We start from the raw sequence: 21,399 nt of genomic DNA, 5'->3' as shown, positions 1-21,399 counted from the left end.
CACGGTGTAAACGTGTAGCGGGGCATACGTTCTTGCCGCCAGTTGCGCAGAACTGCCGGTTTTCTGGGGCGAGGAGTGCAACGGCGTGCAAGAGGAAGCAGTGGTGCGCAGCCCGTCACCAACACGAACACGGGGCTCGGACTGCCCACGAAGCATGCGGGGTGGAGAGGCCTGGGTCTCAGCAGGACCAAGGTAGCGCGCGATCGGGGGCGAGACAGTGAGTCACATTTGCGCAGTCGGTTTCCGCCCTGTTCTTGATCACCTTCGTGAGTCATATTGGGGGCCTAGCCCGTCCGATGGTCTGGTTTGTAACTCGAACGAGGGATCGCGGACGATGCAGCGTTGAGCGATGGTCGACTTGTGGGAACTGAAGATGCGCCTGCCGAGCACTGCGGTTCGGGTCCCAGGATCGCCGTAGTGCTCCAGGGCTCACGGACGATGATCGACCGACGTGTGTTCGAGGACCTCTTCGAGAACTCGGTCGTCAGCGGCCGCGCTCCGTACCGACAGGCGCTCGAGCGCTCTGAGGTTGCGTTCAACGACCTCGTAGAGCTATCCCGGAAGGCGGACATCCCCTACCCGTTGTTCTTCGCTCAGTACGACCACGTCCGCGCACAGATCGCGACCAAGACATCGAAACTACTTCAGGGGCTGAGCAAGGAGACGTTCGCGCTCAACTCCCGAACGACCATCGCCGTGAAGGACGTTGAGCTCATCGTGAAGGATCTCATCCGGAAGCAGATGCTCCTCCGAAAGCACGACCCGGATCTCGAAGACAACCGGATCGTAGGGCTGCTCAAGAAGACGCGGGGCACCGCGTCGCAAGACGCTGAAATGCTCCTCGATGCCCTCGGGCTCGAGCGCGACACCCTCACCCAGGCACGGACGAAGAAGCGCGCGCTCGAGATTCTCATCGAGCATCTGGAAGCACGGCAGGTTCTTGTGTCGCTCAGCGTCCGCGGCTTCATGCCGCAGCTCATCCAGGTGAAGTTCAGCGGGCTCACCATTAAGGACAAGAAGGTCCCGTACATCTTCCTCGCGCGGGGGGACCACGGTGACGACCAAGAGCCAGAGGGGCGGCAGCTCTTCACATTGACCCTGCTCGCGGTTCTCGTCGCGCGAGGCATCTTCGCTCCTGTGACGTACGACGGCCGCAGTCCGACGGTCGGGCCAGGCAGGGAGTACGACGTCGTCGGGGAGATCCTCATGCCGGAGGCTGCCATGCGTAGCCTCGACTTACAGACGCTCGAGGACCTGAAGACTGCCGCGGACAGGTTCAAGGTCACGCCGAGCGCCCTAGTTGTCAGAGCTCAGCGGCTCCGTCTTGTGACCTCAACCTCCGCCTCGTCACATCTCAACGCACTCAGCCAGGAGTTCGCCGCCCGGCCACCGAGTCGAGCGCAACAGCCCAAGCCGGTCAACGGGATCCGCACGTACAACGGTAGGGAATTCTCGGCCCGGATGATCCAGGCACTTGACGTAGGCAAGGTTTCGCCCGGTGACTTCTGCCGTGCTGTGTGCGCGAACAAGATCAAGCCGCACCAGATCGGGGACTTCCGTAAGGCTCTCGGATGATGGGCCACCGGTACCTCCTGGACAACAACGTGCTTGCGCGACTCACGCCAGAGCAGCGTTCGATGCCGTTCGTCCAAGAGCACTGTCGTATCCCCTCGGAGGTGCTACACGAAGCCCGCTTCCTCCCGGACGCGGACGTCCTCGCCGAACTCGAGTACCGGACCACCGGAGGCGTGCTGCGCCAACTTCAGCTGGTCATGGAGCGCGTCCGTGTCGACGACGTCCGGCTGGTGAACCTGTACAGCGGACAGGGAAACGCCGACCCCATGCTCGTCGCCTGTGCCCTCGACGCCGTTCGAGAAGCCGACGAGGGCCTCTTCGGTGACGAATGGGTGATTGTCTCGAACGACGAAGCAGTCCTCGGCCTGGCACATCAGTTCCTCATCACCACACTTACGAGCGATGACTTAGACGCACTTCTTGGTGGTAGGTCCGATGAGGCGAAGTCGGGCTGACTGGGCGCTGTAGCTCGGCCTCGACGTGACGGACACTCCCACGACTGCAATCGTGTCAATCGAGGGCGACGAGTTGAGCCGGGAACGTGAACGACTGGATCCCGTGCGGCTTGACGCCTGCCGCTCGCCAGCGAGCTCACTTGTGTTGTGCCGTGAGGCGTTGGCTGCACCGCTTCTCCAGTCGAACGCCGATGACTGGCCTTGGCCGGTCCCTCGAGGGACTCCGCGATGGCCGAATCAACCATGGCTCGCGTCTGGTGGGAGCAGCCGGACGTGGAAGTCTCGCAACTGCGCCAATCGATCTGGTCTAAGCGCTCGTGCGCGGTAGAGCCGGCGCTGGTGGTCAGCCCAGGAAGCAAGTTGCGCCTCCGCACCTCCCGCATCTCGGCGCGGTATCCGGGCACGCGTCGAGTCCTGTCCGACGAAGTCTTTCCAGGCCGTCCAGGTTGTGGCCCATTGGTCATCGACGGGACTGCGGCGGAAGCCGGGGATGGAAGCCAGGCGGTAACGCGCGTACTCGACGCCGGAAGGGCCCCAAGCATCGTCCGCGCCTTCTCGAGCGAACTTCTTTCGCTCAGAACGGACCCAGTCAGCGAGCCGGGTCTCGTCTGTTCTCGGTTGATCGCGTGCCTTGTCTCGTGGCCAGCGACCATGGGCAGCCGTGAAGCGTTCCAGCTCGCGAATGCGCGCAGCCCAACGACGTTCTCGGGTGTCGGCGTCAGCATCCGGTGTCGCCTCGTAGCTCGCGTCGGCAAGAAAGTAGTGCCAGGAAGCAGTGTCTCCGCGGTCTAGCAGTGCGCGCGCGACTTCCTCGTGCTCTCGCGGAAGGTTCTCCCCCGCTCCGAGGTTTTCCATCGCATCCGTCTCCGGGCGGACACGGCGTCCTGGCCCGGATGGTCCATGCGCGGCAGGCACGTCAGATCAGTGCAACGCGCGCTTGCTTGCTTGCTTGTAAGCACGGGAGGTTTTCGACGGTCAGCCGCAATACCGTCTTGTTGCTGAGCGAGGCGTAGCGACAGCTAGGGAGGTCCCAGTGCGATCGGGCGAGTCAGGACTGGCCGAAGACGAGTGGCCTGTCACGTTGATGGACAACGCCCGAGGCGACTTCATGATCACGACTCGTGAAGCGTTCTTCGCGATCTATCTCGGTGTGGGCCTTGCGATGCGTACTGCTCGTGTCGACGAGGCCGATCAGGACGGAGACGACGAACTGCTTCTGATTCTGGAGCTGGACGAGTGCACGCTCGGGCGACCTCTGCGTCTGCTGGTCGACCGAGGTATCGATGCTCCACCCACGCGCTGGCTGACTACGCCCGTTCAGCAGATCCACCGCATCCGCGGCACGGACAAGTAGAGGCACATGAGAGGAACAGAGATGAACCAAGACGCGAATTGGTGGGAGTCCGTACTGCCGCCCATGATGGGGCAGCAGGTCGAGCCAACCGCCGAGAAGTGGACTGAGCAACGCGTTCAGGACGGGCGCACCCCTGAGTCCTGGAACCAGGCAACTGACGACACTCGACAGCAGGTGAAGAACCTCGTGGCCGAAGTCTTCTACGCCCATGGCCTTGTCATGGCCGACTTGTTCGCCAGCGCTGATCAGCGTTCCTGACTAGGAGGCGGCCGTCAGGGGTCCATGGGACTCATGGCGGCTGTCCAGTCGAAGCGCACGGATGCTTCAGCGAACGCCGCGAAGACACCCGGTCCGTCTGCGTTCGCGGCCTCCCCGTAGATGCGGTAGTCCTGCCGGTCGCCCGGGCCTACGTACTCGGTTGCCTCGAAGGTAAGCCGCATTTCAGGCAGCGTGTGGGCAGTGGCCCTAAAGCGTCCGGCACGGTTTCGTGGCTGCTGGTTAGTTGTCATGCGTCCTACGTGTGCGGCGGCTTGCTTGCCGTCGCGTCTGTCAGCGTTCGACCTGCTGCATCTCTTCCCCGAGGACCGTTTGGACGGTGAGCGGAATTCCGCGGTCAGCCTTCCCCGGGCGCAGCTTGATGTTCCAGCTGGTGACGTTGATGCCCGGGTACCAGTACCCCTCGCTTCCCAGCTGCCCGAGAGTTCCCCTCGCGGTGGACCCGTGGGGGAAGGTGTCGCGGAAGGTGGACTTGAGGACTTCGAAGGCGGCGTTGTGGTCGATGTAGACCAGGTCGTTCGGGCCGCCCTTCCGACGGTAGGTGAGGATGCCGATGCGGATGCCGAGGGGGCGGAGCTTGCCGTTGGCGTCGGCGCTCCATCCGAGGGCCCGGTTGGCTGCGCCGGACCCGTTGGGCAGGGGCTTGTCTCCGGGGGTGTCTTCGAGTTCGAGGTGGGCCTTGCCCTGGCGGATGACGGAGATGATGCTCTCGAGCGCGATGGCTCCGGGGCTCTGTTCGGCCATCTCTGCCAGCGACTGGGTGCCGACGCTGATGACACCATCGACGAAGCTGCCTGGGGTGCCCGGGGCCAGGAGCTCCAGCATGCGGGTGTGTCCGACTCGTTCGGCGAGCTGGCGAAGCGGCACGAGGCCCAGGAGCAGGTCCGCTGTCATCTCCACGTGACGCTCCGGCGACTTGTCCCCGAGCTTGAGTGTGGCCGTTCGGCGCCGTACGACTGCCTTCGCCTCCGTTCGCGCGACTTCGAGCTCCGCGACAAGTCCGGCCCATCCGAGTTCCGACGCGCGCTGCTGCATCATCTGCACAGCTGCCACGAGGAGGCGGGGTGCAGCCAGGTTCTTGTCTCGGAACTCGTCCATCGCGTCGACGGCGGCGGAATTCAGGCTGCCGACGTCGAAGTTGAGAACGAGCGTCCGGTCACGCACGGAGGCAACCGTGGCTGCGTTCTCCGCCGTGACGATGAGCAACGCCTGAGGGGTGAAGGTCTGCTGCGCCTTAAGGTCGTAGCTCGAACGGCGCTTGGCGGTCTGGTTGTGGACGTTCCGGATGATGTCGCCGATGGCGGCCTGCTGCCGGGTGCTTTCCTGCGAACTGGCAGAGGGTGCGAGGTCATCGAGCACCCAAATGGGCGCGTGCGAAAGAGCAAGCTCGGTTGCGGTCGGCGTGTCGGTGAGGTTGCCGGGGAGGTGCTTCCCGGTCCAGATTTTGCGTGCCTGGTGGAAGCCCATGATGTGGGAGGCCGTCCAGCTCTTCCCCGTGCCGGATGGCCCCTGGGCGTAGAGGACCACGGTGGTGGGGAGGGGGTTGGAGGAGCGGAGCCCGGCGGCGAGGACCGTGCCGGCGATGCCTCGGTCCTTCCAAGGCGCGAGGTCGATGTAGTGCTCGACGAGCGTGTCCAGGTCTTCGCGAACGCTGGCCTTCCAGGGCTCGCTGAAGGGGGCGCTGTCGGCCTCGGGCAGGGTGAAGAGCCCGGCGCCGTGGAGGCGGTCCTCGGTGACGCCCGAAAGGACTCGGGCGGCATCTGAGGGCCGGTGCGTGATGACGGTGCCGCCGGAGATGTAGGAGCAGACGTCCGTGCCGGGCGTCGGGACCCAGCCCATGGCGGTCCACCGCGTCGCTTGGGTGCAGCTCGCGGCATCGTTGGCTTTGACGGCAGAGAGCCACTCCCGTCCATGCTTGACGGGCGGCCACTCGGGGTGCTGCAGGAGGCCTAGCGCCCGGGAGAAGGAGGCGTGACCGTCTGCATCCCATCGGTTCGGCGGGTAGTTCAGCACCTTAAGGGGCCCAGTTACGTACTCGACTCGGGGGCTTCCGTCGGCAGAGAGCCAGGAGGTTTCGATGGTCACGCGGCTGTTGTCGCCGACCTCGTTCGCCGGGTCCAGGATTCCCGTCTCGCGCTCGAGATATGTCGGGGCACGATAGGTCTCCGTTTTGATGACCCTGCCTCCGATGCGGGTCTCCGTCTCCCATCGACGCGCTCCAGGCCGGCCGTACGCGTCGGTGGGGTCCTCGACGAGGACTTCAACGCTGTAGCCGTCGTCGGCGACCAGGCGGGTGCCGACGGTCATCGCGGTCCGGGGACGCATCGGCTGGGGAGGGAAAGCGTCTGTGGCGTCGTTGCGCAGCTGCGTCCATCCCACCGTCATGAGGTCGTCCAGAACGGTGTGGTCTGTGACGCCTGCGCCCGGTCCGGCGTTCAGGTTCTCTGGGTTCATGCCGGCCGCGCTGATGGTGCCCCGGAGCGTGTTTCGCGCGTGCCAGGTCGCCCAGTCGTCACCGCGGTCGCTCTCCAGTCCGATGATGACGGGGCGGGAGGGCTCCGCGAAGCGGTCCCAGGTGTACGTCTGCGACAGGTTGGTCCCGGCGGGGGCCGTGACCACGAGAACGAGGTCCTCTTGAGGCACGTGCTCGGTGATGAGGTCGCGCAGGCGGTCTCGCGCGGCGGTGATGGTTTCGTCTGCCGTCACTTCGAGCTCGTGGCGGTGGACACCGGCGTGAAGGAGCTGGGCGGTCAGAATCGCGTCGCTGGTCAGGATGCTGGAGACGACGAGGATGGGCGTTCCAGTGAATGCGTGCTGCGGGAGCGCAGGGTGGCAGTCGAGGTCGACGGCATTCCCGGTGAGGAACAGGGGCGGCATCTCAAGGCGCGTAGCATCCGTCAGTCCGAACAGGCACGACGGCGCCGGTGGGCGGCCGCCGAATGGCGTGTTGGCGACTGCGATTGCCAGGAAGGCAGGAACGACGAGCAGGTCGTCGGCCCGCAGCCGCGCGCTCATCTGCTGGTACCGGTGAGAGTTCGCGTTGCCGACCCTCTCTTCGCGGGCGAAGGTCTTCGCGTCTTGGTCAGTGACGGCCCGGTAGCCGCGAGCACGAGCGACGAGGGGCGCTACGTGGGATGCGACAGAGGCGGTCGAGGCGGTGAGCCAGGAGTGGGCATCGGCGGCCCAGGAGTGGACGAGGGGTGAGGTGGTCATACCTCCTCTGTGCGGGCTAAACGAGGACGGCTGGGACGTGCGTCAGCTGAACCACGGATAACCAACGCTCCCAGACACTTCTGGGAGACAAGACCCTTGATTTGTAGGGGATCTGAGGCCCCTTTACCTACTAATAACCAAAAAACCAAGATTTAGTTAGAGATAGATAGATAGGGGGTTCAAGCCTTGCTTCCCCTCCCCCTCCCCCAAGTCCCCATCCCTAGGCATGTGATCCGGAGTGGTTCTCTGGTGTTTTGGTTACGACTCAGAGAAATACCTGCTCATGGGGTGTTTTGGTCCGCTCTAGGCCCGAGATAAGTCTTGGGAGGCTTGGTTATCGTGCCTCGTCGGCGGGATGTAAAGACTCTCCGGATGGGGCGAGCTCCTCTTCCACCTCATCCTTGTGCGACCGGACGCCTAAGAAACTGAGTTCGCGACGTTCGTCGACTTCAGGCCGCGCCGGTGTCGCGAAACTTGGCCATGCTCAAGTCGTCCCGGGTCCCATCCGGGTGTACGGCAACCAACTTCCTGATGGCTGCGCACGCCGTGTCTACTTCGTGGTCGTCACTTCAAGGCGTGGCGTTTTACCGGTGATTTCCCCGTTTATCACCACAACCGGTGGCAGTCAGGGTGGCCCGACAGCGTCGGACGCATAGCGTCATGACCGCCGGTAGCCCTTCTAAACAGGGCGCGTACGAACAGGAACGGCGTCCGACATCCGCAAGTTGGGAGAGCACGATAGCACCGGAACGTTCATTGCGCGAACCCCCACCCTCGCGCGCCGCCAAGGAAATCAAGCCGCAGATTAGGCCCACCACGACTGAGCTGCTCAAGGTCTTTAAGGTGTCGCTGATGGATGTGCATGGGCAGCCCGCATCGTTTGCAGAAACCGAACAGCGCCTCGGCCTCGGCCTCGTCACGAGTCCCGGACGCCTCTGCGACCTGCGCGGACGCCAACTGTAAGGTTGACGCCAGTCGACATCGGACCCAGGATCATCCAAACTAATTCACGCTTGGCCAGCACGCCCGTCAAGTCAGGCTGCAGCGGCACCGCTCCCGGGGGTCCGCAGGGGCTCATACGAGCGAGACTCTGGCAAGAGAAGAACAACGGCGCCTAAGCAGGGACAGATGAGCGAGACAGACCAGCCCCCCGAGAAGCCACCGATGGACGCCCCCATCAGATCGTCGGCAGACGACAAACTTGGCCGGGCTCCGGTCGCTCAACATTTTGCCGAGTCCATACGGGAACTCGACGCCGGCGAGGGGATGGTCGTCGGAGTAGTTGGACCTTGGGGTCATGGCAAGAGCTCGTTCATAAATCTCATGCGTGAACAGTTTGAGAGAGAACCGAAGCTGACGGTCATTGATTTCAACCCGTGGATGTTTTCCGGGTCGAACCAGCTTGTCAACTTCTTCCTGACTGAGATCGGCGCCGAGCTCGACGTCAAAAGCAGGAGCAAGTTTGGTCAGGCTGCAGACTGGTTGGCAAAATATGCCGGCATCCTCAAGCCCGTCTCACAGGTGGTGCCTATTCCTGGGGCCGGTATCGCCGGAGAGGCGGCGTCGGCCATCATCGCCGGAATTGCCGACACGACGGACGCGAACCTAAGCGCGAAGAAGGTGCGGGAGAAGATTACGCAGGAGCTGGCGGCGCTGACCGAACCCGTCGTGGTGGTAGTCGACGACATTGATCGGCTCACAACACCTGAAGTACGCGAAATCTTCAAACTGGTCCGCCTGACCGCGAGCTTTCCAAACATCATCTATCTGCTGGCGTTTGACCGAGTGCGGGTAGAGAAGGCGCTCACAGAAGACGGTGTCCCGGGCCGCGCCTATCTGGAGAAGATAGTTCAGTTGAGCTTCGACGTGCCGCAGGCACCCGAGATGCTCCTTCGATCACAGGTCTTCGACGAGCTGAACCGTGTGATCGCACCGGTCGCGGCCGTGGAACTCGATGAAGACCGCTGGGCAGATGCCTACTTTGAAATTATCGATCCGCTGCTCTCGAACATGCGAGACGTGACTCGCTACGCCATCTCTTCGAAGTCTACGATCAAGAATCTAGGCGATGAGGTCGATCTCGTCGACCTCTTGGCGATGGAAGCAGTTCGCGTTTTCCGCCCTGACCTTATGCAGCGTCTCGCGACGCTACGGTCGGAAGTGACCAACACTCGCAGCTCCTCGTCACGCAAAGACGTTGACGCGCAGAAGGCCATCGATGCTCTGCTAGCCGACTTCCCCGAAGACACGACGCTGATAAAGGCTTTGTTCAACCGGCTCTTCCCGGTCGCGCTCCAGTATGTCGAGAACAACAGCTATGGCTCGGACTGGCTCGGCGTCTGGCGCACGGCGCACCGAATGGCACATATCGACTATCTCAATCTGTACTTTGACCGCGTCGCCCCAGATGCCCTGGTCGCCTTCAGAAGCACCGAGGGCGCATTCGCTGTGCTCGGCGACGCCGAAGCACTGAAGTCTTACCTGTCTGAACAGGAACCGAGGGACCTGGAACCGATTCTCGAGGGTCTGACGGGATACGAGAGTAAATTCACCGCGGAGATGATCGTCCCCGGGTCGAGAACGCTCCTAAACTTCATCGACAAAATCCCGCTCAATGAGAACGGTGGAATGTTCGGTCTCAGTCGCCCGGATTTGACGGTGGGACGAGTGGTGCTTCGCATGCTTCGCAAAGTCGAGGACGAAGCTGTTCGGGAGGCCTTAGTGGCCGAGATCTTGGCGGGTATCGAAACGTACTCTTCCAGGCTTGACTTCATCTACAGCGTGGGGCACCGCGAAGGCTCTGGTCTTAAACTCGTCAGTAAGTCGTTCTCTCAGCAGCTACAGGACGAGCTCGTGGAGCATCTCGCGGAAAGCCCACCCGCAGAACCCGAGCGCGAGTGGGACGCATGGCGTATCTACGACGCTCTACGGGAATCGACTGGCGAGTCGCCGCTAACCGCCGAATCCGACCCCGTGATCATCCGTTCGATTCTCAGATCGACTCGCTCGACGGCTCGGTCGCAGTCCATGGGCTCGCGACGGGTCAAAAGGGAAGACCGCCTTGCATGGGACCTCGTGGTTGGTTTGTTTCCCTCCGAGGATGCGGTCAGAGAGGCCGTGAACAGCGTTCGGCAAAAGCTCGGGGAGGACGAGGTGTTCGAGCTTGCGGAAAAGTATCTCGACGGCTGGCGTCCTGAACAATTCTGATGCAAAGCTGAATGATCAGCTAATCCAGTCCCCAGTGCCCAGTCCCCAGGCCGCTCTGCACAAGGACGTGTCCCGAAGCACGAGATGCCCAGCAAAAGGCTAGACGGAACTGGTCAGATTCATTAAAGGCTGAAGGCCTCTTCTGTCCTCTCGCACCGCCTCGAGTGGTTGCGTTGGTTCGATCGGGGGCAAGCTGTGGGATCAACACAGCCCGGCCCGACTCGGCACCACTTTTACTCGCCCTGACAAAATCGTTTCTGACTCTTTTAACCATGACAGGCCGCCCACGACCTGACCGAGCGAGGAGGAACCGGTGACTGGAAACCGGGGTGCGGCCGCGTATGAGAATCTCGGCCCGTTCTACGACGCCTCCACCTTGGGTCTGCTGGTGGAGCTTCGAACCCAGTCGGTTGAAGACATGGTCCGAGACGGGGAAATTATCTGCTTGATCACAAGCGATGGCGACCACCTCTATCCTGCGTTCCAGTTCTTTGGCCCGGGCCTCACACCGCTGCCGGACCTCGCTCTAGTCCTTGCCGCCCTCGACCCGCGCCACATTGATTCGTGGGGTGACGCGATCTGGTTACGTGAGCCCCGCCCTGAGCTGGGCGGCCACTCCCCCGCGGAAGCGCTTAGACAGGGCGGCACGGAGGACGTTGTAGGCCTCGCAAACCAAGCGGGTACCTTGACAGCGCCGTGACCTTGCAGGGCTACCTCGCGCGCCAATAGGCGGAGACGAACCGAGGCCGCACCGGTGACAGCCCAACTAAACAGAACAGCCCGTGCCCCCATGGTGGCGCCCTAAAACCTGTGAGCCCGCGTGGATGGCATCACCTCCCGCTAGTTCATGCAGGAGCTTTGCTGCTCGCCGGCCGACTTTTGGAATTAGGACGACCTGGCAGCACTCAACGGGGATCGGGTTGCCGACCCGACGGCGACCAGGACAAGGTGCAACCTCAGGGCTGCAACGGTTTCCGAACCCACCCATCTGAGCTCTTCACCGAGTTATGGGACCGGCAGCAATCGCTGGAGACCCTGGGTTGGCCGACATCAGATAGAAGGGCAGTCCTCGCCTGCGTCCGCGCGTTGATGGAACTTGAAGCCCAACCGGCAGCGACGTGCGAGAACTTGACCAGCTCAGCGTCACGTCCACGACCTCCACCTGGCGTCCATGCCGATGCGCGGTCGCGCGCCACCCGACGGCGGTCGCCGACCACCAGCCCCACCGCCGCGAGCACGACCCGTGCGAGCCCGGCGTTCGCCGAACCTGACGGCCAACTGGCGACACCGGTCTGACGAGTGGAGGCCATTAGATATGAGGGCAGCCCGATTAGAAGAGAGGGTCGGTCGCTGGCGCTCCCTCCCCCGTTCCCCCTCACGAACAGCCACACGTCAACCGCGATGAGGCACCCTTCTCGTCTGACCTCCTCACGCCACCACCTCGACACCGCAGCCCACCTCACCCGGCCATCTCGAGAACGTGACCCGCACGCATGACTCAGCCACCTCGACAACGACGCGGCACGCCTGGCGCTCCGCGCCGGCGCCGCACACCGCGCGCTTCGCGCGCTCTCCCCACACGTCCCATCCGGGTCGCTTCGCGACCCTCTCCTTGCATCAGCTCCACTCCCGGCCGGTCACGATGACCTGCTCGTCCACCATCTCGTCCACCGTGTGCACGGCACGCGTGGCAGCGGCTCGTCCCTTGCTCGTCACCCCGTTCGTCTCCCCAGGGCGGATGCCTGATCGAAGGTGCTGACGCACCTTGCCTGCCGGCGGCCTCACACGGGTGGGGTGTCGCAGTTCGTCTCTCGGTCCGTGCACCCGCACGTCTGGCATCTCGTCTCCCTGAGGCGTTCACCGGTACGCCTCCCGCTCCGTCATCCGGGGCGTCTGGCCTGTGCGTACCGGTGCCGCACCTGCCGGAGCTTCGTGTCGTCTCGGTCACCGGGACGGCGGGGCGGTCCGGGTATCGAACCGGTGTCGAGGTGGCTCCCTGCCGGGGGCTTCCTCATGGCCGGGTGAGTGCGGACAGGCTGCGGTCCGGCCGCCGGTGCGGTGGAGCGAGGCGGGTGACGGACCGGTCCCGGAAGAAGCAGGCCCGGTGCGCATGAACCAGCCATCGGAGAGGCCCCCGGCAGGGGTGACGACGAGCACGCAGGCTGCGCGCAGAAGGAGGGCGGTTCCCGACGCATCACGAAGTGGTGTGGCGTGCCAGGCGAGGCAGACGCTCACAGCGTCAACCAGCCCCTGAGCTGCACACGGCAGTGAAGTCCCCGCCCACCGGCAGGTGGGTTCCAGTAGCGAACGAGTGAGCTGAGGGAATCGCAGCCGTGACGGGCGCGCCAGCGTTCGGCGGGGCGGAGACGCTTCTCGCGCAGCGGGAAGTCTGACGGGAGCGGAGTGGACCGGAAGAGGGCGCCGGAACGAGGGTCAAGTGCGAAGCAGTTGAAAGTGCAGGTGGAACGGCGCCAGCGATGAGCGGCGCTGTGGGCGATACTCCTCTCGCTCAGCTCACTGAGTGTGACCAAGGAACGCGCGCAAATCTCGTCCCGTAATCTGCGCGCGGTGACGTGCCGTGGACTCTAAGTCGAGGCCAGCTGACAGGCCATCTCAGCGCGCCTGGCGGCACCGTTGAGAGCCGCCCCTACGGCAACCTAGTGACCCGACATTGGTGCGCGTCCCCAGATTTGGCACGTGCAAATAGGTCGGTGAGGAGCCCCACCTAATGGGACGCGCGCGAGTTGACGCCACTCCACTTGTGATGCGCTTAAGACCAGGCCACAGGTCGCGCAGGCCAGCGAGTTCTGTTCACCGAGGTGCCGCGCATGGGTCGTGCATGACCATCACGATGACCGAAGAACAGCTCGACTCCATGTCGCACAACGAGTACTTGACGCTGCAGCAGTTGAGCGCCTACATCCAGATACCCGTGCGCACTATCCATCACCTGCGGAAAAAGGGTGACGGGCCGGTCGGCCGCAAGGTCGGGCGCTCGGTGCGCTTCAGCCGGGCAGCAGTTGATGCCTGGTTCGACGGCTTGCCGACCAGCGGAACGAACGTCTGATGCTGAAGAAGGACGACAAGTCGAACAAGTGGCGGGCCCGCATCTACTTCAAGGGCAAGCAGATATCGATGGCGACCTTCGACAGGAGGGAGGACGCCCAGAAGTGGGAGGGGAAGCAGAAGCTGGCCCTGGTCACGAACGACTGGCAGGACGACAAGGCCGGGAACATCACCGTTGCCGCCGTCATTCTGGAGTTCAACGAGTCGCGGGCCGGCACCATCTCCGCGAAGACCGTCGACACGGACGAGGCCAACCTGCGGCTCCACGTCCCGGAGAAGCTTGCGCGCAGACCCATCCGGTCCGTGCAGTCATCTGATCTCGTGGCCCTGTACTCCTCTCTTTCCAAGCGCCGCTCACACGCCACCGTGAAGCGCATCCGGGACAGCACCATGTCGCTCTTCAACTACGCGGTCGACATGGGCTACGTCCCCCACAACCCAGTTAAGAACGCACGCATGCCTCGAGGCGACGGGCGCGCTGACCAAGCCATTCGACCCTTCACACCTGACGAGTTCGAGTCGATGCTCGCCGCCCAGCGAGAGACCCACCCGAGATACGCCGACTACGTCGAGTTTCTCCGCGAGACGGGCCTTCGATGGGGAGAACTCGTGGCTCTCCGAGTTGGCGACGTCGTCACGGAACCCTTCGACGCCATCATCGTCCGCCGCTCACAGTCCGACGGTTACGCAGAGAAGCAGACCAAGAGCGGGAGAATCCGACGCGTTCCTCTGCTGGGGAACGCTCCGGCCATCGCCGCGCAGTACGGCAAAGGTCGCAAGCGCAGCGAGAGGCTGTTCACCACCCCCACGGGCGCCCAGCTGAACAACGGCAACTTCAAGCGCGCCCTCGACTGGGCTGCTACCGCCCACGGGCACCGCGAGTACGACCTGCGCCACACCGCTGCAACTTCCTGGCTGCAAGACAACGTGGACATCAAGACGGTGTCTGCCTGGCTCGGTCACGCAACGACGCAGCTCACCCTCGACACATACAGCCACCACATGGGCTCGGACGCCGACACAGCTGCCATCGAGCGAGTTCGGAAGGCTCGGGAACTCGGTACTTAGGAACCGAGTGCTTCTGACGGAGAGCACCCGGGGGTCTCCTCGTTACCGGACGAGCCCACCCCGGTATGCGAAGGCCACGAGCTGCGTCCGGTCGCGGGCCTGCACATTTGTCATCGCGCGAGACACATGGGGCAGGACTGACAAGGGCGCGACAAGTATCTCGGCCGCGACCGTGTCGCTCTTGCCTTCCGTGGCGGCGACGACCACGTCCGGATGACCTGGTGTCAGCCGGTCGCAGAGCGCCGCGGCTTCAGTGCCGACAGCCCGGGGGCGTCGCGTCTCAGACGTCGGCAAAGGCAGAACGCACGTACTCGGCCTCTAACATCCGGCCTGTGGCGTGGCCGACCAACGGTTCGACGTAGGGCCTGTCTGGTTCCCGCCCCTCGTGGGCTCCGATGCCGCAGTTGCTGACTACGCGTCTACGCACCGCTTCGTCGACGCCGACGAAGGGGTCAGCGTAGAGCTCGAACACCCCCACACCAGACAAAGTATTGAGCCCCCGACAAGTCGTGTCAGCTCACCGAGGCGTGCCTGAAGGGCTTAGACCCAGGGTTCGTTGGTTTTCATCTCGACCGCGAGTTTCGTAGAGGTCGCGGCGCTGAAGACCCAGGCACCACCACTAGCGCCCCGGATTTACTCAGAAACGAACATGTGAGGATCAGGCAGAAGCGACAGTTCATCGGCATCTGAGGATCAGGCAGAAGCAATAGTTCATCGGTACCTACGTGGCCGATATTATTGATTATGTCAATAAACAGTTGGGGCGGCTCATCAGGGTATACGAACTTGGTCTCTCTCGAAGGACTGCCCTGTACGTCCGTGCCTGCCTGCCTACTCAACAAGGGGGGCAGGCGCAGGCCACGACCAAACCGACGGTTCTGCGTGCGTAAATCGCGGCCCAGGACCGTCGACTTGCAACCCCTCACGCTCCTTCTGAGCTACCAGCAAATTCAGCTCCAAGATTTGCGTCAGTAGATCTTCTGATTGGTCAAACCCGTAGATATCGAGAACGGCACCGTCCAGGTCAAGCTTCAGGTCTCGCAGCACCGATTTACCGGGACGACGCAAGACATCGAACTGGGAGCCGAGCGAGTAACCGTTGGCGAATGCTTTGCTTGTGTGTTCCACCAGCGCGATAGCTGCCCTGACAACTGCTTCCTCTTGCTCGCGGGTCGCATGCTGGGGCCATGGGAACGAGGGGAAGACGTTGCTGCCATACCGCGGTGCTGTTCCTAGAGTCGCTCCCCCACGAGCCCGGAACCAAGCTTCGTGGACAGACGACTGCAAAATCCCAAGCGAATAATCATCGTCAAACGGAAATGCGATGACGGAATCGTTGACGTGGAATTTCCCATCGACGAACGTGAAAACGGGCAGCCTGTCCACAGTTGCCGCCCTGTTGACCGCGATGTAGCGCTTCATACCTGCAACCGCTTTGAGGTAGTTACCTCTGCGCCACCCCAATGTCCACCATCGATCGAGAAATCCTTGGTGGTGGGTGTTGATCCGAGCTCTTGGGTTGCTCTTTCTCGCTTCAATGTTGGCGATGCGCTGTTGCTCAGCTCGATCTTCGAGGATGGGAAGCGCCTCTCGTTCCAGATGCTTCATGACTTGAGGGTGCGCCTGCCAAGCCAAACTCGCATCCGTTTCGGGTATATCAATAATCCACTCATCCGCTCTCGTTGAGTGGAGCAGCGATCGACCACCCAGAAGCGGATGTATAACAGCGCCTTCAGATTTGGCAAGCAATCGAGCCGTGAATCGATTCGGCTCGAATGCGTTCTTGACAAGGTTGGTCTGACCCTGGAAGGACAGAGCTACGCTGCCCTTCAATGTGACGGCGGATTTCAGATCTACAGCCGGCGACAGCGCGGCCGTGATCTCGGTGAGGACGAGAGGCTCTTCACGTACGTTCATCCACAGAATCTTGTCTTTGGGAGGCGTGCCGCCTTTTTGCCAATTGACAATCGAAACGTGCACGTTGGCGACTCCCGACCAAGGCATGGACGATACGGCGTCGATTATGACGCCGTCATGCTCGACGACGTAGTCGAGCGATACCCGGCGACCGTCACCCTGCTTTACGGACTTTGTGGCGACAAAACCCGCCCGACCGCCCTTAGGAAGACGATCGTGAGCAAGGGGAATCCAGTACGTGACGAAGTCGGATACGCCCCTTGGCCCGAAATGCTCATTGAGGCGAGAGTTGTACGAGGCTCCGAGCTCTTTCACCATCTTGCGCCGGCCAAGGTACGGAGGGTTGCCAATAATGGCGTCAGCTGGCGGCCAGGGGTTGAAGAGTGCGTCCTTGGCAACGATGTTTTTGTCCAGATTGTTGAGAGGCAGGGTCTGTCCCACTTCATTCATCTCATCGTCGGCAAGCTTCTTGCCGAGAAGCATCGTCACCTTCGCAACTTCAACAGCAAATGGATTGATGTCCATTCCGAAAAACTGTTCAGGAGAGACGTAGCCAAACGACTCTTGGCCAGCAATATTTTCCGACAAGCGTCGGCTGCGAATCTTTTCAATTGCCTGGCGTTCAAGGCGCCGCAATTCTCGATACGCAACATAAAGGAAGTTTCCAGACCCGACGGAAGGGTCGAGAACGCGAAACTGCGCCATGTCTTCCAGGACGGATTTCAGCTGGGGTATTGAGGTGGCGGCGTCGATGCGTTCCTGCCAAGGCTGGACAATGACGGGACCGACTATTCGAGCGATATCCGCTTGGGATGTGAAGTGGGCCCCGCTTGCATGCCGCTCGTCGGCATCCATGGAACCTTCAAAAAGTGTTCCAAAAATTTCTGGTCGAACGCTGGACCACTCCGTGCCCGCCGCTTCCCGAAGGAGGTGCAGCTCCTCCGTCGAGAGCTCGAGACGCTCGACTTCAGCGAAGAGACCACCGTTGAAATATGGCGTTTCGGCAAAACGTCCCCCGGGTGTCCTGCCTGGAGTATTCATTTCCTGAAAGAGCCCACCGACGAGGTCGTACGCCTCCACGCCATCTTGGGCATCTGTGATGGCTTTTGTAAAAAAGTGCCCAGGCAGTAGCCCAATGTCTTCGCTGAACATGGCCATGACACATTGGAGCACGAAACGTTGGGCCACCTCTCTGGCGACACCTCGAGCTTGTAACGACAGAAAGACTTTGGCTACATTGACAGCCGCCTCGCGAGTGACTGCGATTAGATCGTTACCAAAAACAGGTGCCACTTCCCGGGGGAGCATAAAACCAATGGACTCCCAGCGCTCGAACAGTTGAGCGAGCGGTATCCGTTCAACGGGTTCGTCTAGCTGGTTGTCGAAGTCGTAGATCCAAAATTCGTCGAAGTTGCACAAGATCACATAGCGAGGACGGTCCGGTACGGCCCGAACCCAGTAATCGAAGGCCTGCCGAAAATGCAGTCGTAGGTCTGTCTTGGCTTTCTTCATCTCGATCAGGACGCGGGGCTTCCAGAGCAGGTCTGCAAACGATGTCCCACCGTCAGTCTTCTTAATTCGCTCCTCTAGAACAGCCCCAGCTTCAAAGACGCCGCTCCATCCAAGAGCGACGAATAGATGATCTAGGAAGACCTGTGCCTCTCCCTTTTCGTCACCGCGAAGCTGAGAATGCCGCCACTGGGCAAAGGCCTTGAGGCGAAGTCGGAGTTCGTCAGTCGGCAGATTCCGAGGCTCTTCCATGCACGAATCATGCCAGAGCAAGAACATCTGCGATGACGACGACCCCTCAAATCTGTCAGCTTCAGCTACCCGCCTGAGGGTCAGCGCAGGGCACCACTGTTTCGTAGAACGCGAGGCCTGACCGCTGGTAACGCCCCATATGTCTGGCCGCGGCCAGACCCTGAACGGCGGCGCTAGCCCTCGAGCACGGCGACGGAGTCAGTCGCGGTGGAGGCCGAAGAGCTCGCAGATCGCGTCGACATCGTCCTCGTACGCCTCGACGGGGCCGTCTTCAAGGTCATGGAGCCGGCCGCTCGTTTCGCCGTCTCCGGAGCGTTCGAAGAGGGCCCAAAGTTCGTAGTCGACGCCGTGTCGAGACAAGAAGCGGATCCCGTCGAGGGTCGGGGTGTGGCTGTAGATGTGGCGTCCGACCTGCTGGGTGAGCTGTCGGGGTGCGCTCATCAGCAGAGTTGAGGCGTCGAAGTCGGCCAGGTGGAACTGGTCGCGGCTGAGGTCGTGGAAGCTCGGCCAGAGGGCGGCGATGCTTAGCGAGGCCAGGACGTTGCAGAAAGTGCCGTCGGCCGTGGCTGTGGCGACGCGTCGGCGTGAGAACCAGCTTTCCGAGATGAGGCCGGCCTCGGCCGTCGGGTGAAGGGCCCGATCGGCTTCGTCCTCCTCGATGGCGTCGACGCCCGCCGCAACCGCGGGCGATGGCCGGAAGGGTGCGAGGACCTCGACGAGGCATGCCCTCAAGGTGGTGCCGGCATAGAGGGTGCGGTAAGAGCCGTCGGGGGAATCCCAGCGGCCGGTGAAGCGGCCCTGGTCGGCGTACGCCCAGTCAGTCCAGTTCCAGGGGGTGGGGGCGTAGCCGACCCGCCACAGCACCGCCGGCGCGGGGATTGTCGACAGGCTGGGGTGGGATTTCACTAGCCGACTGCGGCGAAGGATCGTGCTGCAGCTAGGACGCGAGGTCCGGCGGTGTCGAGGTCGTCGTCGCGGAGCATCCGTGCTGGGGAGTCATCCTCGAGCTGCGGGTTCATGCCCTGGAACCAGGACTGGATGACCCGGGGGTCGTCTCGTTCGGCGAGAAGGCCAGCGACCTGGAACGTCAGGCGAAGCCGGCGCTCCACGGCCGCGGAGGGGTGCCGTTGTCCTTCGGCCCACTGTCGAACCGCGCGGGTCTCCGCCACGGATCCGACGTAGGCCACGAGCTTCGCACCAAGAAGTTCGCGCAGCGCCGTCACCAGATCTGCGGTGCTGGAGCGCATCGCTGTTTCGTAGGCCGGGAGACCGGGGGTCAGAAGACTCATACCGGCAGCTTAGTCGAGGTCACTGTAAATCCCACCCCGGATCCCATGCGGGACGGCTGTGGCATGCACGTTGGCCGCGGTGAGTGGTTTTGTAGGCCTACGTCTAACGGCGGGTGCGTCCGGGCTGGTTGAAGGCTTTGTCGTAGAGGCGGTCGGCTTCGTGGTTGAGCTGGGCGACTTCGGCGTCGCGGGAGGCGTAGCCGGCCATGAAGCCTGCTTCGTAGATGCGGCGTTCGACGTCGGTCAGCTCCCAGGGATAGACCTCCTCCTCGGGCTCGTCGAGGGGCGCGTCGTCGTCGGTGAGTGGTGGGGGCACCTCCTCCTCGGCCCAGGTGTCGTAATCCATGGACCCTCCTGGCTAGTCGTTGTCGCCGAGGCCTTGCAGGTGGGTGTCGTCGTCATACTTGTCGCCGTCCGCGGGGTCGTAGGTAGCGTCATAGATGAACCGCCCGTGCTCGTCCCGAACGGGTCCGGCCCCCTCGGCTGCGGGCTGGGGATTGGTGGTGTCGCTCATGAGGTGACTCCTTCGTTGTCGGTGGCGCCGCCTCGGGCGACGCGGTCGATGTGGTCGGGCCGGAATCCGGTCCAGTGGTCGTGCTCGGAGACGACGACCACGGGGCCGCCGAGGTAGCCGAGCTCGCCCTTCACGTACTCGAGCGCGTTGTTGTTGGTGGTGACGTCGACGACCAGGTATTCGAGGCCCTTGGCGTCGAGGCTGCGGTAGGTGGCGGTGCACTGCACGCAGCTGGGCTTGCTGTAGACGGTGATCATGGCGGTTCCCCCTTGGGTCATTGTCACTCGGCCGAGCCGAACATGGCCGTCCAGCACTCGGGGTGGGTGCCGTTGCGTACGAGCTCGCGGCTTGGGGCGGGGCGGTCGGGCATGGCGTCCTGGATCGGGGCGCCTGTGATCCACGCGGCGACCTCGGCCGCGGTGAGCTCGACGGTGCTGGCGGCACCACAGAACTGGCAGGCGTTGGTGACGTAGAGCGTGGTGGGGGCGGTGGTGGTGGTCATGGGGTTCTGCTCCTGTGGTCGATCCGAGATGATGAGGGAGCGGGAGGGACCTAGTTCGAATAGGTCCCTCCCGTCCTGTCACTCGCTGCGGGTGAGGGTGTCGACGAAGGTCGTGTAGTCGACGCCCGCGATCGCGTGGGTGTGGACGAGGGCCCAACCGTTGCTCGCGTACTGAGCGAGGTCGCTGTCGCGCTCTCCCAACTTCCGCAGCTGGCGGTTAAGCGCCTCCTCGGTGACCACGGGGACCAACGTCGTGACGGTGGTGATCTGCTGAGCCATGTTCTGTGTTCCTCTCTCCCCCACGTTTTTTGGCCGTGGCGGTGATTCATCACCGCTGGGGAGAGGGTTTCGGGGTCACGCCCCAAGGAGGGATTGGTCAAAAAAGTTGCGGAGGAGCGCAGCGGGGGAGCCAGTTTTTTGGCCAATCCGGACGACGGCTTGACGCCGGAACCCCGACCCGTATCCTGCGCAAGCGCCACGGCCGAAATGCCCGAAGGGCTCAGGGAAGAGGGCCGCGGAGTGGCTTCCCTGGGGAGCGGTAGCGACCTGGAGCGCAGCGACAAGGGGTGGTCGCCCCACACGCTGATCCGTGTGGGGCGACCTGTGCCGACCGGCTGGCCGTAGCCACCGCCGGGGACCCCGGCACGCCATCGACGCTAACGAGGCCGGCGAGGGCGGCGCAGGGGGTTGCGTCGACCCTTCACCAGGAGATAAGGCGGCGGCGCACCTGCGGGGCGCGACAAATTACACGCGCCTCTGGGGCGGTCGATTCCTGCTAGTACGGGGCTACAGAGGTCACGATGTGACCTTCAGGGAGCGTGGCGCGCACCTGGTCGATCGCGGCGGCCGGCGTCGGCGCGGTGACCTCCACGGCCACGGGCTCGGCGCTCGTGTCGCCCTCGGGGCGGTGCCTGACGAACCAGCTCATCTCGCGGCGCTCCCCGTCGTCATGAGGGCCACTCGTCGGGCTCTGGATGCAAGCGACCAGTCAGGGCCGACAACTCCCCTTCGTGCTGGATCATCCAGGCCACGGCGCTGTTGAGGCTGTCGGACCGACGGAGCCAGGGCCGGCCGCCGGCGTCGTCTCGGCCGTGGGCGTAGCAGTGGTAGACGATGCGGCCGAGCTCGTGTCGGGAGAGCACGTACCCGACGGGTGCAGAGCGCACCCGACGGACTTGCCAGACACCGAACTGTCCCGGTGC

20 protein-coding genes are annotated in these 21,399 nt (G+C 63.0%); 9 read left to right on the top strand and 11 right to left on the bottom strand.

Annotated elements, in window-relative coordinates; genetic code table 11:
• Positions 1–417 precede the first annotated feature (417 nt).
• From F1C15_RS01050 to F1C15_RS01035, 4 genes are all read left to right on the top strand, one after another.
• Positions 418–1,575, top strand: a complete 1,158-nt coding sequence (locus tag F1C15_RS01050; RefSeq protein ID WP_185232498.1) for a hypothetical protein — start codon at positions 418–420, stop codon at positions 1,573–1,575.
• Positions 1,572–2,030: a hypothetical protein gene (locus F1C15_RS01045; protein ID WP_185232496.1), complete on the top strand. Its 459-nt coding sequence runs from the start codon at positions 1,572–1,574 to the stop codon at positions 2,028–2,030. Before F1C15_RS01050 ends, F1C15_RS01045 begins: the two co-directional genes overlap by 4 nt.
• Before the next feature lie 1,033 nt (positions 2,031–3,063).
• Positions 3,064–3,384, top strand: a complete 321-nt coding sequence (locus F1C15_RS01040) for a hypothetical protein (protein ID WP_185232494.1) — start codon at positions 3,064–3,066, stop codon at positions 3,382–3,384.
• A 21-nt stretch (positions 3,385–3,405) separates the two neighbouring features.
• On the top strand, positions 3,406–3,642 hold the full coding sequence (locus F1C15_RS01035; RefSeq protein WP_185232492.1) for a hypothetical protein: 237 nt from the start codon (positions 3,406–3,408) through the stop codon (positions 3,640–3,642).
• A 291-nt stretch (positions 3,643–3,933) separates the two neighbouring features.
• Here the strand turns inward: F1C15_RS01035 and F1C15_RS01030 are convergent, their stop codons facing one another.
• Positions 3,934–6,873: a hypothetical protein gene (locus F1C15_RS01030; protein ID WP_185232490.1), complete on the bottom strand. Its 2,940-nt coding sequence runs from the start codon at positions 6,871–6,873 to the stop codon at positions 3,934–3,936.
• A 660-nt stretch (positions 6,874–7,533) separates the two neighbouring features.
• Here F1C15_RS01030 and F1C15_RS01025 point away from each other — a divergent pair.
• From F1C15_RS01025 to F1C15_RS01005, 5 genes are all read left to right on the top strand, one after another.
• Complete coding sequence (locus F1C15_RS01025) at positions 7,534–7,836, top strand: hypothetical protein (protein ID WP_185232488.1); 303 nt, start codon at positions 7,534–7,536, stop codon at positions 7,834–7,836.
• A gap of 165 nt (positions 7,837–8,001) precedes the next feature.
• Entirely contained in the window at positions 8,002–10,080 is a 2,079-nt protein-coding gene (locus tag F1C15_RS01020) for a P-loop NTPase fold protein (RefSeq protein ID WP_185232486.1), read from the top strand.
• A 313-nt stretch (positions 10,081–10,393) separates the two neighbouring features.
• Positions 10,394–10,780, top strand: a complete 387-nt coding sequence (locus F1C15_RS01015) for an antitoxin Xre/MbcA/ParS toxin-binding domain-containing protein (protein ID WP_185232484.1) — start codon at positions 10,394–10,396, stop codon at positions 10,778–10,780.
• A gap of 2,139 nt (positions 10,781–12,919) precedes the next feature.
• A complete protein-coding gene (locus F1C15_RS01010) occupies positions 12,920–13,147 on the top strand; it encodes an AlpA family transcriptional regulator (RefSeq protein WP_219731558.1) in 228 nt (75 codons plus the stop codon).
• Positions 13,147–14,214: a site-specific integrase gene (locus F1C15_RS01005; RefSeq protein WP_185232482.1), complete on the top strand. Its 1,068-nt coding sequence runs from the start codon at positions 13,147–13,149 to the stop codon at positions 14,212–14,214. The genes F1C15_RS01010 and F1C15_RS01005 overlap by 1 nt, the downstream gene beginning before the upstream one ends.
• 280 nt (positions 14,215–14,494) lie before the next feature.
• Here the strand turns inward: F1C15_RS01005 and F1C15_RS01000 are convergent, their stop codons facing one another.
• The 10 genes from F1C15_RS01000 to F1C15_RS00955 all read right to left on the bottom strand — a co-directional run bounded on the left by F1C15_RS01000 (position 14,495) and on the right by F1C15_RS00955 (position 21,125).
• A complete protein-coding gene (locus tag F1C15_RS01000; RefSeq protein ID WP_185232480.1) occupies positions 14,495–14,686 on the bottom strand; it encodes a hypothetical protein in 192 nt (63 codons plus the stop codon).
• A 359-nt stretch (positions 14,687–15,045) separates the two neighbouring features.
• A complete protein-coding gene (locus F1C15_RS00995) occupies positions 15,046–17,892 on the bottom strand; it encodes a DNA methyltransferase (RefSeq protein WP_185232478.1) in 2,847 nt (948 codons plus the stop codon).
• 198 nt (positions 17,893–18,090) lie between these two features.
• The gene (locus F1C15_RS00990; RefSeq protein ID WP_185232476.1) at positions 18,091–18,798 is read right to left on the bottom strand and encodes an RES domain-containing protein; all 708 of its coding nucleotides are present in this window, start codon (positions 18,796–18,798) and stop codon (positions 18,091–18,093) included.
• Positions 18,798–19,139, bottom strand: coding sequence for a hypothetical protein (locus tag F1C15_RS00985; RefSeq protein WP_255465385.1), 342 nt, complete (start codon positions 19,137–19,139; stop codon positions 18,798–18,800). Before F1C15_RS00985 ends, F1C15_RS00990 begins: the two co-directional genes overlap by 1 nt.
• Before the next feature lie 145 nt (positions 19,140–19,284).
• Positions 19,285–19,527: a hypothetical protein gene (locus F1C15_RS00980; protein WP_185232472.1), complete on the bottom strand. Its 243-nt coding sequence runs from the start codon at positions 19,525–19,527 to the stop codon at positions 19,285–19,287.
• Positions 19,528–19,539: 12 nt separating this feature from the next.
• The gene (locus F1C15_RS00975; protein WP_185232470.1) at positions 19,540–19,695 is read right to left on the bottom strand and encodes a hypothetical protein; all 156 of its coding nucleotides are present in this window, start codon (positions 19,693–19,695) and stop codon (positions 19,540–19,542) included.
• The gene (locus F1C15_RS00970) at positions 19,692–19,952 is read right to left on the bottom strand and encodes a glutaredoxin domain-containing protein (RefSeq protein ID WP_185232468.1); all 261 of its coding nucleotides are present in this window, start codon (positions 19,950–19,952) and stop codon (positions 19,692–19,694) included. The genes F1C15_RS00975 and F1C15_RS00970 overlap by 4 nt, the downstream gene beginning before the upstream one ends.
• Positions 19,953–19,975: 23 nt before the next feature.
• Positions 19,976–20,197 carry a hypothetical protein gene (locus F1C15_RS00965; protein ID WP_185232466.1) on the bottom strand — a complete coding sequence of 74 codons (222 nt, stop codon included), beginning with the start codon at positions 20,195–20,197 and terminating at the stop codon, positions 19,976–19,978.
• Between the two features lie 78 nt (positions 20,198–20,275).
• Positions 20,276–20,476, bottom strand: a complete 201-nt coding sequence (locus tag F1C15_RS00960; protein ID WP_185232464.1) for a hypothetical protein — start codon at positions 20,474–20,476, stop codon at positions 20,276–20,278.
• Between the two features lie 496 nt (positions 20,477–20,972).
• Positions 20,973–21,125 carry a hypothetical protein gene (locus F1C15_RS00955; RefSeq protein ID WP_185232462.1) on the bottom strand — a complete coding sequence of 51 codons (153 nt, stop codon included), beginning with the start codon at positions 21,123–21,125 and terminating at the stop codon, positions 20,973–20,975.
• Between the last annotated feature and the right edge of the window lie 274 nt (positions 21,126–21,399).

Source organism: Frigoribacterium sp. NBH87, assembly GCF_014217665.1.
Lineage (GTDB): Bacteria > Actinomycetota > Actinomycetes > Actinomycetales > Microbacteriaceae > Frigoribacterium > Frigoribacterium endophyticum.
This window is presented reverse-complemented; position numbering and strand designations above follow the sequence as displayed.

Excerpts from the sequence above, each read along its gene's own strand:
- F1C15_RS00970 (WP_185232468.1), bottom strand. The coding sequence starts at position 19,952 with ATGATCACCGTCTACAGCAAGCCCAGCTGCGTGCAGTGCACCGCCACC.
- F1C15_RS00995 (WP_185232478.1), bottom strand. The coding sequence starts at position 17,892 with ATGGAAGAGCCTCGGAATCTGCCGACTGACGAACTCCGACTTCGCCTC.
- F1C15_RS00980 (WP_185232472.1), bottom strand. The coding sequence starts at position 19,527 with ATGGATTACGACACCTGGGCCGAGGAGGAGGTGCCCCCACCACTCACC.
- F1C15_RS00955 (WP_185232462.1), bottom strand. The coding sequence starts at position 21,125 with ATGAGCTGGTTCGTCAGGCACCGCCCCGAGGGCGACACGAGCGCCGAG.
- F1C15_RS00960 (WP_185232464.1), bottom strand. The coding sequence starts at position 20,476 with ATGGCTCAGCAGATCACCACCGTCACGACGTTGGTCCCCGTGGTCACC.
- F1C15_RS01035 (WP_185232492.1), top strand. The coding sequence starts at position 3,406 with ATGAACCAAGACGCGAATTGGTGGGAGTCCGTACTGCCGCCCATGATG.
- F1C15_RS01005 (WP_185232482.1), top strand. The coding sequence starts at position 13,147 with ATGCTGAAGAAGGACGACAAGTCGAACAAGTGGCGGGCCCGCATCTAC.
- F1C15_RS01025 (WP_185232488.1), top strand. The coding sequence starts at position 7,534 with ATGACCGCCGGTAGCCCTTCTAAACAGGGCGCGTACGAACAGGAACGG.
- F1C15_RS00985 (WP_255465385.1), bottom strand. The coding sequence starts at position 19,139 with ATGCGCTCCAGCACCGCAGATCTGGTGACGGCGCTGCGCGAACTTCTT.
- F1C15_RS01010 (WP_219731558.1), top strand. The coding sequence starts at position 12,920 with ATGACCATCACGATGACCGAAGAACAGCTCGACTCCATGTCGCACAAC.
- F1C15_RS00975 (WP_185232470.1), bottom strand. The coding sequence starts at position 19,695 with ATGAGCGACACCACCAATCCCCAGCCCGCAGCCGAGGGGGCCGGACCC.
- F1C15_RS01045 (WP_185232496.1), top strand. The coding sequence starts at position 1,572 with ATGATGGGCCACCGGTACCTCCTGGACAACAACGTGCTTGCGCGACTC.
- F1C15_RS01030 (WP_185232490.1), bottom strand. The coding sequence starts at position 6,873 with ATGACCACCTCACCCCTCGTCCACTCCTGGGCCGCCGATGCCCACTCC.
- F1C15_RS00965 (WP_185232466.1), bottom strand. The coding sequence starts at position 20,197 with ATGACCACCACCACCGCCCCCACCACGCTCTACGTCACCAACGCCTGC.
- F1C15_RS01020 (WP_185232486.1), top strand. The coding sequence starts at position 8,002 with ATGAGCGAGACAGACCAGCCCCCCGAGAAGCCACCGATGGACGCCCCC.